The sequence below is a fragment of the Nonomuraea sp. NPDC049309 genome (assembly GCF_043196965.1).
GTDB classification, from domain to species: domain Bacteria; phylum Actinomycetota; class Actinomycetes; order Streptosporangiales; family Streptosporangiaceae; genus Nonomuraea; species Nonomuraea fastidiosa.
Genome location: NZ_JBICSH010000006.1, coordinates 562,334 through 578,025 on the forward strand (window position 1 = coordinate 562,334; position 15,692 = coordinate 578,025).

Below are 15,692 nucleotides of genomic sequence, written 5' to 3' on the forward strand. Positions count from 1 at the left end.
ACCGGGCAACGCGGCTCGCGGCCCAGGCGTACTAGAGGGCGTGACAGTGGAAAGACGATCGTGAGCGGCGCGGAGCACGACTTCGGCGCGTTCGTGGCCGCACGCGCCACGAGCCTGCTGCGCGTCGCGTACCTCGCCTGCGGCGATGCGACGGAGGCCGAGGACGTGCTGCAGACCGCGCTGGAGCGTACGTACCGGAACTGGGACCGGGTCCGCCACGACAGCCCCGAGCCCTACGTGCGCCGCGCCATCATCAACCTCTCCATCAGCCGCGCCCGCCGCCGGGCGATCCTCAGCATCGTGCCCGTGCACAGCCCGCCGGAGCGGGCGGCCCGCGCCACGGACGCCGACCTGCGGCACGTGCTCATGGAGGCGCTGCGCGCGCTGCCGCCCAGGCAGCGCGCGGTGATCGTGCTGCGCTACTGGGAGGACCTGAGCGAGCAGCAGACGGCCGAGGTGCTGGGCTGCTCTGTCGGGACGGTGAAGAGCCAGGCGTCGAAGGCGATGGCGAAGCTGCGTGCGGCGTTCGGCGACGAGGAACTGGAAGGAGTGATCAGAAATGCCCACGCTTGAGGACGCGCTCCGCCAGGCCATGGCCGAGGAGACCGCCGGCCTGCACGCCGCGCCCGATCTGCTGGAGCGGGTGGTCGCCGGCGCCGGGAAGCGGCGGAGACGGCTCAGGCTCGCAGCGGCGGCCCTGGCGGTGGCGGCCGCGGCCGTGCCCGCCGGGTACGTGGCCGCGGGGTCCGTGGCCACGTACCCCGACCGGGTCACGGTCACTCCCGCGCCGGAGCCGCCGCCCATCGACGACGTCCCGCGAGAGCCGTCCAAAGTGCCGGACCTCGGGGACCTGGGCGACGGGCGGGAGTTCGGACACGTCAAGGTGGGCTACCTGCCCGAGGGCCTGCGGTGGAAGAACTGGTCGGTCGACCTCGGCGACAGCTACTCCACCTCCTACGACTACGCAGGCGACGAGCACGGCGGTTACTGCGTCCAGCTCTACGTGTACGAGGACGACGCCGTCGTGCAGATCACCGACGAGATCCAGACGATGCGCGCCGAGAAGGAGGGCGAGGACGTCACCGTCGGCGGCCGCACCGGCTACTACGTCGTCCAGGAGGTCGGCGTGGACGGCACCGACGGCACGCCGACGCTGATCGTGCAGCTCGCCGAGCGGCAGTGGGCGGAGATCTTCATCAGCCCCGGGTACGTGGCGGACCTCGGGAGCATGGCGAAGGTCAAGGCCGAGATGTGGAAGATCGCCGAAGGGCTCAGCTCGACGCTCTGACCGCCCGGTCCGCGGACCTGGTACGGAGGCGGCGGCCGAAGGCGTGGGCGGGCCGCTCGACGTACCGGTAGGTCAGGGCGGCCGATCCCACCACCGTGCAGCCCACCACCAGCCCGTAGCCGATGCGGGCGGGCAGCGGCACCGGCCCGGGGTCGGGGACCAGCCGCCGCAGCACCTGAACCCAGAGGGGGTGCACCAGGTAGACGGAGTAGCTGATGAGGCCGAGCCGGACGAAGGGGCGCGGCATCGCGTACGAGCGGAGCAGACGGCAGGCCAGGAACGTCAGCCAGGCCGCCGCCACGGCCGCCGACCAGCTCCACCGGAACGCCATCGCCTCGTCGTCCGGCATGCCCCAGCCGGGGCCGTACCAGACGGCGGCGGCGATGGACGCGGCGGGCACCAGCCCGATCACCCAGCGTGCCACGCCGCGCCTGAGCTGGCCGTGGTCGAGCCGGTAGAGCGCGGTCCCGGCGAACATGGTGGCCAGGATGGCGATGCTCTGCCAGGCCCCGATGCGGCTGTTGACGCACAGCAGCACGACCGCCAGCACGGTCATGGCGCCGGCCCCGGCGAGGCGCAGGCGGGGACCGCCGGCGAGGACGGCGGCAAGCGCCAGCACGCCCACGGCGGTGACGGCGAACACGGTCGCCTCGAGACCCAGCGCGGCCGACAGCGCGCCCGCGGGCAGCAGCCCGCCGGCCAGCACGCCCGCCACGGCCACGGCGAGCACGCGAAGGGTGCGCGGGCGGCCCCGCCCGAGCAGGAAGAGCGCGGTCACCAGCAGGTAGAACACCATCTCGTACGACAGCGTCCAGAACACGTTGACGACGCTGGGCACCTGGAGGAAGTCCTGCAGCATGGTCAGGTGGGCGAGTGCTCCCGCGACGGGGTGCCCGGCCACCTGCTCGGGCAGCTCCCAGTAGACGGGCACCAGCGCGAAGAGGGTCCCCGCGCACGCCACCAGGATCCACAGCGGGTAGAGGCGGAACAACCGCCCCGCCCAGAAGCCGGTGACACTGCCCCGCCGTTCCAGCGAGGCGGGCACCACGTACCCGCTGATGAGGAAGAACACCATCACGCCGTACTGCCCGAAGTCGAACCACGGGCTGACGGTCGTACGGACCTCGGGGAACAGCGCGTCCAGCAGGTGCTCGAAGAGCACGGCGAGCACGGCCAGGCCGCGGAGCGCGTCGAGCCAGGTCTGCCGGGCTTCGGGCGCTTGCGTATGCCTCTGCAGGCCGCTGCCTTTCTCGGCGGCCAGGTTGGTAACCATCCCATAACGCTAAAGGGTCAACCTGAGTAAGCGCTGAAAGTCAACGGAATGCGGGTGCGGCCTCGCGCCGCGCACCCCCGCTGACCAGGTGTCATGCCAGGGCGGTTGGGCATGAGGGTGGCGAAGCGTCCCGGGGGAGGTGGAGGTGAGCGAGCAGGAGCGCGAGAACGTGGCGTACGGCGACGATCTGGGCACGCTCGGCCCCGAGAGCGTCCAGCCGACGGGGGCGGGGCCGCGGCGGATCCAGGAGCCGCACGGCCGGATGGAGCGGCTGCTCGACGCCATTCTGGCGATCAGCTCGGAGCTGGAGCTGACCCAGGCGCTGCACACCATCGTGGAGGTCTCGGCCGGCCTGGTGGACGCCCGCTACGGCGCGCTCGGCGTGCTCGACGAGAACGGCGAGTTCACCGACCTCGTCACGTACGGGGTGGACGACGGCGTCGCCGACGCCATCGGCCGCATGCCCACCGCGCACGGTCTGCTGGCCGAGCTGGTCTCCCGCCGCCACCCCATGCGGGTGGACGACGTGACCGCCCATCCCGCCTTCCGCGGCTACCCGACCGGCCATCCGGTGATGCACAGCCTGCTGGGCGTGCCCGTCCTGGTGCGCGGCACCGTGTACGGCAACATGTACTTCGCCGACAAGCGCGGCGGCGGCCCGTTCACCGGCGACGACGAGCGCCTCATCGCGGCCCTGGCCAGCGCGGCCGGCGTGGCCATCGAGAACGCCCGCCTGTACGAGCGCCTGCGCCGCAGCGCCGAGACCTTCCAGCGCAGCCTGCTGCCCCATCTGCCCGACATGCACGGCCTGCGGGCGTGCGCCCGCTACCGCCCCTCCAGCGCGGTCCCGCCCATCGGAGGCGACTGGTACGACGTCGTCATGCTGCCCGACGGCGTGGCCTGCCTGGTGGTCGGCGACGTCATGGGCCACGACGTGCGCTCGGCGGTCGTCATGAGCCAGATCAGCAACATGCTCCGCGTCATCGCCTGGGAGCAGTGCAGCCCGCCCTCGCGCATCCTCGACCGCCTGGACGAGGTGCTGCACGCCTTGCACGGCGGGCCGATGGCGACCGTGCTGCTGGCCCGCCTGGAGGAGCACGGCGACCGCGAGTGGCTGCTGCGCTGGTCCAGCGCGGGGCACCCGCCGCCGCTGCTGGTCACCGAGGACGGCACCGCCTCCTACCTGCGGGCCGAGGGCGGCCACCCGCTCGGCGTCGCACCCGAGCTGCCGCGCCCCGACCACACGCGGATCCTGCCCTCGCACTCGACCCTGCTGTTCTACACCGACGGCCTGGTCGAGGAGCCCGCGGAGGTGATCGACAAGGGCATGGCCGACCTCGCGGCCGCCGCCTCCGCGCTGTGCGATCTGTCCCTCGAGGAGATGGCCGACCGGCTGCTCGCGCACCGCGGCGACCGGTTCGGCGACGACGTCGCCCTGCTCGCGCTGCGCCTCGACGAGCCCGTGTCGCTGCGGTCATGAGCCGGTACGGGGCCGCCGGCCCACGCCCGGGTGCCGCTCGCGGTAGCGGAGGAAGACCGCCATCGAGCCCAGCGCCCAGATCGCCAGCACCAGGAACGGCGTCAGCCGCTGATGGCCGCTGAAGTAGACGGCGGTGTGCTGGGCGTTGACCGAGGCGCCCGGTGGCAGCCAGCGGCCGATCGTGCCGAGCGGCGACGGCAGCAGCGGCCACGACACCGCGCCGCCCGACGACGGGTTGCCGAGCAGCACCATCAACCCCCAGGTGGGCACCATGGCCCAGCGCCCGACGAGGGTGTTGAACATCGTGAACACCATGCCCGACGTGAACATGGTCAGCGCCAGGATGAACCACGACTCCGGCACCGGCAGGTCCAGCGCGCCGAGCACCCAGTCGACGGCGGCCACGATGGACAGCCCGCCGAGCCCCGCGTACGCCGCGGTGGCCGCGATGCGTTCCCAGGGCGACAGCGCCGATGCGTGCACGCTGAGCTGGACGGCGCCGATGAACCCCATGACCACGGCGGCCAGCGTGATGTAGAACAGCGCGAGGCCGCGCGGGTCGCCGCGCTGCAGCGGCTTGATGTCGCGCACGGTCAGCCGTACGCCGATGCGGGCGGCCACCTGGGGCGCGGCCTCGGTGAGCAGCTGCGCGACCGACGCGCCCGCGGCGCCCGCGACGTTCAGCCTGACGTCCGAGCCGTGGACCTCGAGGATGCCGAAGACCCGCTGCTCCTCCACCAGCCGCCGGGCTTCCTGCAGTGACGGCTGATAGGTCAGGTCGAGCGAGGCGTCCAGCGCCTGCTCCATCCCGGCGGCGAACGCCTCACCGCGCACGGTCTCGTGGGTCACCCCGACCACGGCGACCGGGACCCGGTGCGGGGTGGGGTCCGCCATGGCGTACGTGTAGGACCCGGCGAACAGCCCCGCGCCCGCGGACACGATGAGGACGAGCACGGCCGCGGGCACGAACGGCGACTCCTTGAAGGCCGCCCAGTGATGGCGTATCCGGTCGTCCATGCGCTCACGCTAGGCGCGGACGGGCCGCCGTCCCTCCGGTGACACGCGCCCCTTGTGCAGGTTTGATCCTCGGGGCTCCGGCGGGAGCCGATAGTCTCGCGCGGTGCCATCGACTGAGAACGAACGGCTGCCCGACGACCTGCTGGAGATCGCCGCCGCGCTGGTGCCGGGAGCGCCGCTGGACAAGGCGCGGCGCGGTCCGGGGAACGTGCACGATGTCGTGCTGCTGCCGGGGGTGGCCGCCGTCCGCGTCTCCAAGCGTCCGCTCGGGGCGGCGCAGATGCCGCGCGGGGTCGAGATCCTGCGGGCGATCAAGGCGGCGGGGCCGCCGTTCCAGGTGCCGGAGCCCCTGACGCCCGTGATGGAGTTCGGCTCTCGCCGGGCGGTCGCGGTCTCGTGGATCTCCGGCGCGGGATTGCCCGAAGGCCAGGGCGATCCCCGGCGGATCGCCGAGCTGCTGTCGGCGATCCGCGAGCTGCCCGTGACGGACGAGCTGCGCAGGCTGCTGCCCGCGCCCCGCGCGCACGACGGGCACTGGGCGCGCGTGATCGAGCACGACGTGCTGCCCCGGCTGCCGGCGCGGCTGCGGTCCGAGGCCGAGCGCCGGCTCGCGGCGGCGCTGGAGCTGGAGGCGGTGCCCGACGTGCTGGTGCACGGCGACCTCGCCGGTGACAACGTGCACTGGGCCCCGGACGGGACGCTGGTCGGAGTGCTCGACTGGGACCGGGCGCACCTGTTCGATCCGGCGATCGACGCCGCGTTCATGAGCCGGCACGGCTGGCGGAACGTGCGCGCCGCCGTGGACCCGGGGACCTACCGCCGGGCTCGGATCTGGGACCGGCTGTTCGGGGTGAACATCCTGTGCGCGGTGTTCACGATCGGCGGGGATCCGCTGCCGCTGCCGGACAGCTACGCCCGGCACATCGCGGCCTGGCTGTCGGCGGAGATGGAGGCCGGGGAGGGGCCTGCGCGTTAGCCGCTTTACGTAGTGAATTCACCGTCAAAGCTCGGCGAAATCCGGAAATATGCCCTAGTTTGTGGCGATTTCCGACCTAGTGTGAATCCGAGGGGAGTAAACACGGGGAGGAATCACCATGGCCGGAATCCCGGGATACGACCAAGGGGGCGGCTGCGGACGCCGAGGCTGGCGATGCCGCTGGCGGAGAAGGCGCTGGCGCTGGAGGAGAAGGCGCTGGTGGGGCTGGGGCGGCGGCTGGGACTGGTAAGGCCCTCGCCCGCAACATCCGCAACGTACGAACGATCATGATCGTCCCGGGTCTGGGGGAACCCGGCGCGGTCACGACCGCTCGACCACCACACCCGCACCGCAACCACGCCACACCCAGAGCCGTGCTGCGTGCCGGCCTGTGCTATGCGCCGGCCCGCGTTGCGCGCCGGCTCACGTTGCGCGTCACTCCGCTCCAGCCTGCGCTACAGGTCAGTCCGGAGTGTGTGTCAGCTGAGGTTGCGCGTCAGCTCGCGCTACGTGTCAGTCCGCGTTGTGCGTCAGCTCGCGCTACGCGTCAGCTCGCGCTACGCGTCAGCTCGCGCTACGCGTCAGCTCGCGCTACGCGACAGCTCACGCTACGCGACAGCTCACGCTACGCGTCAGTCCGCGCTACGTGTCAGTCCGCGTTGTGCGTCAGTCCGTGCCACGCGGTGGCCGCGAGCGCGACTCGCCCGCCGTCGCGGCCGGAGGCCGGGGTGATCGTCTGGCTGAGCCTTGCCAGAGCACGCGCCGCTGCTAGAGCGCCGCACCGGCCGGGTGCCGTTACCAGAAGCGCCGCACCGGCCGGGTGCCTGCCGCCTGCGCCCTCGCCGATGTAACTCTCGGATCGCTCGAAGGACAGCCTGCCTGCGCCGGTCGCTTCTCGCTGATGCCGGGTGGGCCGGAGCTGCTCCCGTGGTGCCGATGCCGCGTGCCTGCGTGCGTGGCATCCGCACTGCCGTGCTGCACCCTGACGCGGCGAAGCCGGTGCTGCGCCCGTGCGATGGCCTCGTGAGATGGCAGCGACTGGGCTGCGGTGTCAGACAAGCACACGTGGTCGGCCGGGTACTGGACGACGGCGGGGCCGGCGCCACTCTCGTGACGCCGGCCCGGCGGCGGGCCCCCGGCTCGTGGGTCCGCCGCCGGGTCCCCGGCCGGCTGCCCTGGAAGGGCGCGAGGCCGCCACGCCCGGCCGGGGACGTCGAAAGGCCGCGGGCCAACCAGGAGCGGGAAGCCCGGACCGGGTGGGGGACGGTGTGGGCCGGGTTGAGTGAGGGTGTCCGGTTCCGGTGGGGTCAGTGGCTTGGACTGTCCGGGGGAGTGGGCGGCCCGGACTGGGTGGGGGACGGTGTGGGCCGGGTCGAGGGAGGGTGTCCGGTTCCGGTGGGGTCAGTGGCTTGGACTGTCCGGGGGAGTGGGCGGCCCCGACCGCTCGAGAGAGGTGTCCCGTTCCGGTGGGGTCAGCGGCCTGGGCCGTCCGGGGGAGTGGACGGCCCAGGCCGGCCGAGAGGGGACCCCGGCCCCGGCGGGGCCGGCGGTTTGGGGCGGCCGGCGGCGTCGGCGGCGGCCGGTCAGGCGTGGAGGGCCGGTCCGGGCAGGATCGGCCGGCCTCTCGCGCCCCCGGCCGCCGGCGGCGGTCGCTCACCCCAGCCGACCCCCGCACCTCCTGCCCGGACCGGTGACCGTGGCTGCGGCGGCGGTCTGGCCATCGCGCCGCCCGCTGGGACGCCTGCCGGCGCGATGGCCGCCCACGCCTGACGTCGCAGCCTGACTTCGCCCAGGCGCGCCGCCGGGTGCGGGCCGCCGTCGCGCTGACTTCGCGCAGGCGTGCCGCCGGGTGCGGGCCGCCGTCGCGCTGACTTCGCGCAGGCGTGCCGGCGGGTGCGGGCCGCCGTCGCATCCGCCCTCACGCCCCCGGAGCCGGAGCCTCACCCACCGCAGGGGCCGGTCGCCGGGACCAGGCTGCCGTTCCCGCCCCGCCCTCCACGCGGGCGCGTGCCCTGGGCCCTTCACGCGGGCGGGTGCCCTGGGCCCTCCGCGTGGGCGGGTGCCCTGATCCTTCCCGCGGGCGGATGGTCGCGGGCGCACGCCCGGCTCGCTCGCGTGGCGTGCTCGTGCGAGGGTCGCCGGTCTGCTCGGTCCTGGCGGGCTCGCGTGAGGGCGGTGCTTGCGGTGGGCGGTGTGGTCACGCCGGGCGGGTGTCGCCCACGGGGTGGGTCAGCCGGTGCGACAGGAGACCGAGGGCCAGTTCCAGTTGCCGCCGTGCAGGATCGTGAAGCCGAACGTGTTGCCGTTGCCGTTCGGCCGCATCGTCATCACGTACCCGCTGGAGTCCCACGAGGGGGTGCCGTTCCAGGTGGCGATGACGCGCTGCGGCGGGGACAGGGTGACGGTGACGATCCACGAGCTGGACCCGGAGACGGTCACGGACAGGTTGAAGCGGTCGTTCCACTGCTCACCGGGCGTGATGGTCGCGGTGCAGGAGTCGCCGGGCGGCGGGGTGGTGGGGCCGCCTCCGTCGTCGGGCGCGACGGCCCGGCCGGTGGTGGGGGAGATCATGCCGGCGCACAGGTTGCGGCTGCGGAGGTTCGCGGCGATCTGGGGGATGGCGGCCAGGGTGGTGGCGTACTGGTCGTGCATGAGGATGACCTGGCCGTTCTGCAGGCTGCTCGCGGCCTGGACGATCTGGCCGGTGCTGGCGCCGTTCCAGTCCTGGGAGTCGACGTCCCACAGCACCTCGGTGAGCCCGAGCTGCTGCTCGACGGACCTGACCGTGCCGTTGGTCTCCCCGAACGGCGGGCGGAACAGCCGGGGCGCGCTGCCGGTCGCCTGCTGGATCGCCTGCTGGGTGCTCTGCAGCTCTGAGGTGATCTGCGCGCTGCCGAGCTGGGTCAGGTGGGGGTGGGACCAGCTGTGGTTGCCGATCCACATGCCGGCGTCGAGCTGCGCCCTGACCAGGCCGGGGTTGTTCTGGGCGTTCTGGCCGATGTTGAACATGGTGGCGCGCAGGCCGTTCGAGGTGAGGGCGTTGAGCAGGTTGGCGGTGTTGCCGGGGTTGGGCCCGTCGTCGAACGTCAGCCCGACGTAACCCGCGCTGCAGTCGTCGGCGGCGTTGCGCTGCGCGGCGGCGCTGGCCGAGGCGACGGTGGAGGTCACGGTGACGGCGAGGCAGGTGGCGAGGAGCCCGGCTAATAGCGCGGTGGCGAGCGCGCTGCGGCGTTTCCTTTCGATCATGGCTGGTCCCTTTGATCATTTCGGGGGGCTGCACCTGCCGGTCATTGTGAGTACGTCCCCGAAATGTGTCAATGAGATCCAGAAATGTTTCGGAGCATTCTCGTTAAGGAGCTGGATAATGGCAGCTCTCACGTGGCTCGACAGTCTCCGAAAATTATCGGAACCATGAAAGCTTCTTCCGGCCGGACGGCACGGGTCGGTCAACGGTGGTCCCTGAGTCGGTCACGGCCCCGAGCGGGCGAGCGCCGAAAGGTATTCTCGGCAATAGATGCTGATTTATGCATCTATGTCAGCTCCTGTCCCTCATGTCCAGGCAGGGGAGGTGATCTGAACAGCCGTGAAGAACCACACGCTCGTCACCTTCTGACAAGGAGACTGCCCCATGCCCGGCAACAAGGGAGTCGTGTACGAAGGCCCAGGCAAGGTCGAGGTCCACGAAGTCGACTATCCCGATTTCGAGCTCAAGGACGGCCCTGGCGTCAACCCGGCCAACGTGGGGCGCAAGGTGCCCCACGCCGCCATCGTCAAGACCGTCGCGACCAACATCTGCGGCAGCGACCAGCACATGGTCCGCGGCCGCACGACCGCGCCCCAGGGGCTCGTGCTCGGCCACGAGATCACCGGCGAGGTCGTCGAGACGGGGCCGGGTGTCGAGTTCATCAAGACCGGGGACCTGGTGTCCGTGCCGTTCAACATCTCCTGCGGCCGCTGCCGCAACTGCAAGGAGGGCAAGACCGGCATCTGCGAGCACGTCAACCCGGACCGGCCCGGCTCGGCGTACGGGTACGTCGACATGGGCGGCTGGGTCGGCGGGCAGGCGCAGTACGCGCTGGTGCCGTACGCGGACTGGAACCTGCTGAAGTTCCCCGACAAGGACCAGGCGATGGAGAAGATCCTCGACCTGGCGATGCTCTCGGACATCTTCCCGACCGGCTACCACGGCTGCGTGACGGCAGGGGTGCAGCCTGGCTCGACCGTCTACATCGCCGGCGCGGGCCCCGTGGGCCTGGCCGCCGCCGCGTCCGCGCTGCTGCTCGGGGCCGCCGTCGTCATCGTCGGCGATCTCAACAAGCAGCGTCTGGAACAGGCGCGCAGCTTCGGCTGCGAGACCGTGGACGTCTCGCAGGGTGAGCCGAAGGACCAGATCGAGCAGATACTGGGCGAGCCCGAGGTGGACTGCGCCGTGGACGCGGTCGGCTTCGAGGCGCGCGGCCACGGTAAGGAGGCGCAGAAGGAGCACCCGGCGACCGTGCTCAACACGCTGATGGACATCACCAGGGCGGGCGGCGCGCTCGGCATCCCCGGCCTGTACGTGACCGGCGACCCCGGGGCCGCCGACGAGGCCGCCAAGCAGGGCTCGCTGTCGATCAGGATCGGTCTCGGCTGGGCCAAGTCGCACAGCTTCACGACCGGCCAGTGCCCGGTGATGCGCTACAACCGGCAGCTCATGCAGGCGATCCTGCACGACCGCGTGCACATCGCCGAGGCCGTCAACGCGACGCCGATCCCGCTGGAGGAGGCGCCGCGCGGCTACCACGAGTTCGACGAGGGCGCGGCCCGTAAGTACGTCCTCGACCCGAACGGCTACCTCGGCGCCGCCGCCTGAGCCGGGCACGCCTTCCGGAGGCCGCCTCTCGTGACCGGCGGCCTCCGGTACGGTGCCGCGCGCGCTCTGCGGCCCTCGCGGCACCGTCCTCGTCGTCATCCGCGGCGGCTCCGGCGAGACCACCGTCGCCCGGTCGCTCAGGCAAACCTACGACCGCCGCGGCCTCGCCCTGATCACCCAGGACGTCGTGCGCCGCGCGGGCGCGACCCGGCCGCAGCGCAGCCGTGCGTGGCGGGACGGCACGCCGCAGCAGACCGTACGGAGATTTCTCGACGCCGCCGATCTGCCCTCCTGCCAGGACGTTCCTCGCTCATAAGCCGCCACCAACCGGGCGACAAGCCGAAAAACCGGTTGAACGAGCGAGTACTCACTCATTAGCCTCGATCCCATGACGATAAGGCGAAGGGCGCCGGCGAGTAAGAGGCGACGGGTGCCGGCGATGGCACCGGAGGACCGCCGGGCCGCACTCGTCGAGGCCACGCTCCCCCTGCTGCGCGAGCACGGGACCGCGGTGAGCACCCGGCAGATCGCCGAGGCCGCCGGCGTGGCCGAGGGCACGATCTTCGGTGCCTTCCCCGATAAGGCCTCGCTCGTGCGGGCGGCGCTCGTGCGCGCGTTCGACCCCGCTCCGGCGGTCGAGGAGATCGAGGCCGTCGGCACCGAGCTCGAACTGCGCGCCCGCCTGGTGCAGGTGGTCGGCAAAGTGCGCCAGGGCATGGCGATCAACGAAAGGCTGCACATCGCCGCCAGGGACCTCGCGATGGAGGACGAGGAGTTCGGCCGGCATCTCGTCGGCAGCCGCAACCGGATCATCGACGCGCTGGCCGACCTCATGGAGCCCGACCGCGACCGGCTGCACCGTTCCCCTCGGACCGCGGCGCACCTGCTGCTCATGCTGATCGCGGTCGCCGTGCAGGCCAAGTCGAGCTACGGCGCCGACGAGATCGACGACATGGACGACGCCGGGATCGTGTCCCTGCTCCTCGACGGGCTGCTCGTGCGTCCGTCGCAGGACCGGCACGACGACGATCTCGTGCTGCTCGGCCGGCTGCTCGACCAGCCGGAAACCCCCACTCCTGACAAAGAAAGCAGTAGTTGATGCTGTTCCGTCTCCTGCGCGTCCAGCTCAGGCCGTACGGGAAAGAGATCACGCTCGTCGTCCTCTTCCAGTTCGTCCAGACGCTGGCGACGCTCTACCTCCCCACGCTCAACGCCGACATCATCGACGACGGCGTCGTCAAGGGCGACACCGGCACGATCCTGCGCGTCGGGCTCGTGATGCTGGGCGTCACGCTCATCCAGATCACCTGTTCGATCGTCGCCGTCTACTACGGCGCCTACACCTCCATGGCCCTCGGCAGGGACCTGCGGGCCGCCGTCTTCCACCGGGTGCAGGACTTCTCCGTCCAGGAGGTCAACAAGTTCGGCCCGCCGTCGCTGATCACCCGCAGCACCAACGACGTCCAGCAGATCCAGCTCCTCGTGATGATGACGCTCATCGCGATGGTGACCGCGCCGATCATGTGCGTCGGCGGCATCGTGCTGGCGGTGCGGCAGGACACCACGCTGTCGTCGCTGCTGCTCGTGGTGCTGCCGGTCATGGTCGTCATCGTCGGCCTGATCGTCGTGCGGATGCGGCCGCTGTTCCGCCTCATGCAGGAGCGCATCGACCGCATCAACCAGGTGCTGCGCGAGCAGATCACCGGCATCCGGGTGATCAGGGCGTTCGTCCGCGACCAGCACGAGCGCGAGCGCTTCGCCGTGGCCAACGACCGGCTCACCGACGTCTCGCTCAAGGCCGGCCGGCTGATGGCGCTGATGTTCCCCTCGGTGATGCTGATCGTGAACCTCTCCAGCATCGCCGTCGTCTGGTTCGGCGGCCACCGCATCGCCGACGGCGACATGCAGGTGGGCGCGCTGACCGCGGTCATCTCCTACCTGATGCAGATCCTCATGTCGGTCATGATGGCGACGTTCATGTTCATGATGATCCCGCGCGCCGAGGTCTGCGCCGAGCGCATCAAGGAGGTGCTCGACACCGAGCCCACCGTGCACCCGCCGGCGAAGCCCGTCACCCCCGAGCGCCGCATCGGCGAGCTGGAACTGCGCTCGGTCGGCTTCCGCTACCCGGGCGCGGAGGAGCCGGTGCTGTCGGACATCACGTTCACGGCGCGCCCCGGGCGCACGACCGCGATCATCGGCGGCACCGGCAGCGGCAAGACCACGCTGCTCAACCTCATCCCCAGGCTGTTCGACGCGACCGACGGCGAGGTGCTGGTCGACGGCGTCAACGTACGCGACCTCGACCCCGCCGTGCTCTCCCGCATCGTCGGCCTGGTCCCGCAGGCGCCCTACCTCTTCTCCGGCACCGTGGCCTCCAACCTCAGGTACGGCCGCCCCGACGCCACCGACGAGGAGCTGTGGCGCGCCCTGGAGATCGCGCAGGCCCGCGACTTCGTCGAGGCCATGCCGAACAAACTGGAGGAGCCGATCGCGCAGGGCGGCACCAACGTCTCCGGCGGCCAGCGCCAGCGCCTGGCCATCGCCAGGGCCCTGGTGCACCGGCCGGAGATCTACCTCTTCGACGACTCGTTCTCGGCGCTCGACTACGCGACCGACGCCCGGCTGCGAGCCGCGCTCGCCGAGGAGATCGCCGACGCCACCATCATCATCGTGGCCCAGCGGGTCAACACGATCCGCGACGCCGACCGCATTCTCGTGCTCGACGACGGCCGCCTGGTCGGCAGCGGCACCCACGCCGAGCTCATGACGACCTGCCCGACGTACCGGGAGATCGTCCTGTCCCAGCTCACCGAACAGGAGGCCGCGGCATGACGACCCAGGCACCCGCGCGCCGGCCCCAGCCGCAGATCGGGCCAGGCCGCATGATGGGCGGGCCGCCGGAGAAACCGCACGACTTCGGCGGCACGCTGCGCAGGCTGCTGCGGCTGCTGCGCCCGGAACTCGCCCGCGTGATCGTCATCCTGCTGCTCGGCGCGTCCAGCGTCGCGCTCACGGTGATCGGCCCGAAGATCCTCGGCCACGCCACCGACCTGATCTTCTCCGGCGTCATCGGCGAACGGCTCCCGGCCGGCGTCACCAAGGAGCAGGCGGTGGCCGGGCTGCGCGCCCAGGGCCAGGACACCTTCGCCGACATGGTCGCCTCGATGCACGTCGTGCCCGGCCAGGGCATCGACTTCACCGAGCTGGCTCAGGTGCTCGGCTGGGCGCTGACCGTCTACCTGCTCGCGGCCGGGCTCGGCATCGCGCAGTTCCGCATGACCACCACCGTCGTGCAGCGGGCCGTCGCCCGGCTGCGCGAGCGCATCGAGGGCAAGCTGAGCCGGCTGCCGCTGCGGTACTTCGACGACCAGCCGCGCGGCGAGATCCTCAGCCGCGCCACCAACGACACCGACAACATCGCCCAGAGCCTCCAGCAGACGATGGGCCAGCTCGTCACCTCGCTGCTGACGGTCGTCGCGGTGCTGGCCATGATGTTCGTGATCTCGCCGATCCTGGCGCTGATCGCGGTCGTCACGGTGCCGGTGACGGTCTTCGTCACCGCGTTCATCGGCAAGCGGTCGCAGCCGCAGTTCATCGCGCAGTGGGCCGCGACCGGCAAGCTCAACGGCCACATCGAGGAGATGTACGGCGGCCACACGCTGGTCAAGGCGTTCGGCAGGCAGAAGGAGTCGGCCGAGACCTTCACCGAGCACAACCAGGCCCTGTTCACCTCCGGCTTCCGCGCCCAGTTCATCTCCGGCGTCATCCAGCCGGCCATGATGTTCATCAGCAACCTCAACTACGTGCTGGTCGCCGTGGTGGGCGGGCTCAAGGTGGCGTCGGGGTCGATCTCGCTGGGCGACGTGCAGGCGTTCATCCAGTACTCCCGCCAGTTCAGCCAGCCGCTCACCCAGGTGGCCAGCATGGCCGGCCTGGTGCAGTCGGGCGTCGCCTCCGCCGAGCGGGTGTTCGAGCTGCTCGAGGCCCCCGAGCAGTCGGCCGAGCCGGCCGAGCCCGCGCGGCCCGAGCAGGTCAGGGGCCGGGTGGCGTTCGAGAACGTGTCGTTCTCCTACAGCCCCGACCGGCCGCTGATCGAGAACCTGTCGCTCACCGTCGAGCCCGGCCAGACCGTGGCCATCGTCGGACCCACGGGCGCGGGCAAGACCACGCTGGTCAACCTCATCATGCGCTTCTACGAGGTGACCGGCGGCCGCATCACGATCGACGGCGTGGACATCGCGAAGATGTCGAGGGAGGAGCTGCGCTCCAACATCGGCATGGTGCTGCAGGACACCTGGCTGTTCGGCGGCACGATCGCGGAGAACATCGGCTACGGCGCGGAGAACGCCACCCGCGCGCAGATCGAGGCCGCCGCCGAGGCCGCGCACGTCGACCGCATCGCCCACACCCTGCCCGACGGCTACGACACCGTGATCGACGAGGAGGGCTCGGCGGTCAGCGCGGGCGAGAAGCAGCTCATCACGATCGCGCGGGCGTTCCTCGCGGAACCGGCGATCCTCATCCTGGACGAGGCCACCAGCTCGGTCGACACGCGTACCGAGGTGCTCATCCAGCGGGCGATGAGCAAGCTGCGCAAGGGGCGGACGAGCTTCGTCATCGCCCACCGCCTGTCCACCATCCGCGACGCCAGCCTCATCCTCGTCATGGAGAACGGGCAGATCGTCGAGCAGGGCACGCACGAGTCGCTGCTCGCCGCGGGCGGCGCCTACGCCCGCCTGCACGAGGCCCAGTTCGCCCAGCCCGTGGTGGAGGTCGATTAGCCGACAACGGGTGCGGGAGGGA

12 protein-coding genes are annotated in these 15,692 nt (G+C 71.4%); 9 read left to right on the forward strand and 3 right to left on the reverse strand.

What is annotated here, in order from left to right:
• The first annotated feature begins 60 nt into the window (after window positions 1–60).
• Together ACGFIM_RS34175 and ACGFIM_RS34180 are read left to right on the forward strand one after the other, a co-directional pair.
• Complete coding sequence (locus tag ACGFIM_RS34175) at window positions 61–573, forward strand: SigE family RNA polymerase sigma factor (RefSeq protein ID WP_393209128.1); 513 nt, start codon at window positions 61–63, stop codon at window positions 571–573.
• A complete protein-coding gene (locus ACGFIM_RS34180) occupies window positions 560–1,288 on the forward strand; it encodes a hypothetical protein (RefSeq protein ID WP_393209131.1) in 729 nt (242 codons plus the stop codon). The genes ACGFIM_RS34175 and ACGFIM_RS34180 overlap by 14 nt, the downstream gene beginning before the upstream one ends.
• Here the strand turns inward: ACGFIM_RS34180 and ACGFIM_RS34185 are convergent.
• Window positions 1,272–2,561 carry an acyltransferase family protein gene (locus ACGFIM_RS34185; RefSeq protein ID WP_393209134.1) on the reverse strand — a complete coding sequence of 430 codons (1,290 nt, stop codon included), beginning with the start codon at window positions 2,559–2,561 and terminating at the stop codon, window positions 1,272–1,274. The genes ACGFIM_RS34180 and ACGFIM_RS34185 overlap by 17 nt on opposite strands.
• A 145-nt stretch (window positions 2,562–2,706) precedes the next feature.
• Here ACGFIM_RS34185 and ACGFIM_RS34190 point away from each other — a divergent pair, with 145 nt between their 5' ends.
• Window positions 2,707–4,041 carry a PP2C family protein-serine/threonine phosphatase gene (locus ACGFIM_RS34190; protein WP_393209137.1) on the forward strand — a complete coding sequence of 445 codons (1,335 nt, stop codon included), beginning with the start codon at window positions 2,707–2,709 and terminating at the stop codon, window positions 4,039–4,041.
• On the opposite strand, the gene ACGFIM_RS34195 is transcribed toward ACGFIM_RS34190, so the two are convergent.
• Window positions 4,036–5,058, reverse strand: a complete 1,023-nt coding sequence (locus ACGFIM_RS34195; protein ID WP_393209140.1) for an ABC transporter permease — start codon at window positions 5,056–5,058, stop codon at window positions 4,036–4,038. The two genes, ACGFIM_RS34190 and ACGFIM_RS34195, sit on opposite strands and share 6 nt — an antisense overlap.
• A gap of 103 nt (window positions 5,059–5,161) precedes the next feature.
• On the opposite strand from ACGFIM_RS34195, the gene ACGFIM_RS34200 reads away from it, so the two are divergent.
• Complete coding sequence (locus tag ACGFIM_RS34200; RefSeq protein ID WP_393209143.1) at window positions 5,162–6,034, forward strand: aminoglycoside phosphotransferase family protein; 873 nt, start codon at window positions 5,162–5,164, stop codon at window positions 6,032–6,034.
• A 2,229-nt stretch (window positions 6,035–8,263) separates the two neighbouring features.
• On the opposite strand, the gene ACGFIM_RS34205 is transcribed toward ACGFIM_RS34200, so the two are convergent.
• Window positions 8,264–9,280: a polysaccharide deacetylase family protein gene (locus ACGFIM_RS34205; protein WP_393209146.1), complete on the reverse strand. Its 1,017-nt coding sequence runs from the start codon at window positions 9,278–9,280 to the stop codon at window positions 8,264–8,266.
• A gap of 382 nt (window positions 9,281–9,662) precedes the next feature.
• Here ACGFIM_RS34205 and fdhA point away from each other — a divergent pair, with 382 nt between their 5' ends.
• From fdhA to ACGFIM_RS34230, 5 genes are all read left to right on the forward strand, one after another.
• Window positions 9,663–10,886, forward strand: a complete 1,224-nt coding sequence (fdhA, locus tag ACGFIM_RS34210; protein ID WP_393209149.1) for a formaldehyde dehydrogenase, glutathione-independent — start codon at window positions 9,663–9,665, stop codon at window positions 10,884–10,886.
• 52 nt (window positions 10,887–10,938) lie between these two features.
• The gene (locus ACGFIM_RS34215; protein WP_393209152.1) at window positions 10,939–11,202 is read left to right on the forward strand and encodes a hypothetical protein; all 264 of its coding nucleotides are present in this window, start codon (window positions 10,939–10,941) and stop codon (window positions 11,200–11,202) included.
• A gap of 123 nt (window positions 11,203–11,325) precedes the next feature.
• Window positions 11,326–11,985 (forward strand): TetR/AcrR family transcriptional regulator, encoded by a 660-nt coding sequence (locus tag ACGFIM_RS34220; RefSeq protein WP_393209155.1) that lies wholly within the window; start codon window positions 11,326–11,328, stop codon window positions 11,983–11,985.
• Entirely contained in the window at window positions 11,985–13,721 is a 1,737-nt protein-coding gene (locus ACGFIM_RS34225) for an ABC transporter ATP-binding protein (RefSeq protein WP_393209158.1), read from the forward strand. Before ACGFIM_RS34220 ends, ACGFIM_RS34225 begins: the two co-directional genes overlap by 1 nt.
• Window positions 13,718–15,670 (forward strand): ABC transporter ATP-binding protein, encoded by a 1,953-nt coding sequence (locus ACGFIM_RS34230; protein ID WP_393209161.1) that lies wholly within the window; start codon window positions 13,718–13,720, stop codon window positions 15,668–15,670. The genes ACGFIM_RS34225 and ACGFIM_RS34230 overlap by 4 nt, the downstream gene beginning before the upstream one ends.
• Window positions 15,671–15,692 lie beyond the last annotated feature (22 nt).

What these genes read in the sequence shown, in the direction of transcription:
- ACGFIM_RS34195 (WP_393209140.1), bottom strand. Translation starts at nt 5,058, where the DNA reads ATGGACGACCGGATACGCCATCACTGGGCGGCCTTCAAGGAGTCGCCG.
- ACGFIM_RS34225 (WP_393209158.1), top strand. Translation starts at nt 11,985, where the DNA reads ATGCTGTTCCGTCTCCTGCGCGTCCAGCTCAGGCCGTACGGGAAAGAG.
- ACGFIM_RS34220 (WP_393209155.1), top strand. Translation starts at nt 11,326, where the DNA reads ATGGCACCGGAGGACCGCCGGGCCGCACTCGTCGAGGCCACGCTCCCC.
- ACGFIM_RS34180 (WP_393209131.1), top strand. Translation starts at nt 560, where the DNA reads ATGCCCACGCTTGAGGACGCGCTCCGCCAGGCCATGGCCGAGGAGACC.
- ACGFIM_RS34185 (WP_393209134.1), bottom strand. Translation starts at nt 2,561, where the DNA reads ATGGTTACCAACCTGGCCGCCGAGAAAGGCAGCGGCCTGCAGAGGCAT.
- ACGFIM_RS34205 (WP_393209146.1), bottom strand. Translation starts at nt 9,280, where the DNA reads ATGATCGAAAGGAAACGCCGCAGCGCGCTCGCCACCGCGCTATTAGCC.
- fdhA (WP_393209149.1), top strand. Translation starts at nt 9,663, where the DNA reads ATGCCCGGCAACAAGGGAGTCGTGTACGAAGGCCCAGGCAAGGTCGAG.
- ACGFIM_RS34230 (WP_393209161.1), top strand. Translation starts at nt 13,718, where the DNA reads ATGACGACCCAGGCACCCGCGCGCCGGCCCCAGCCGCAGATCGGGCCA.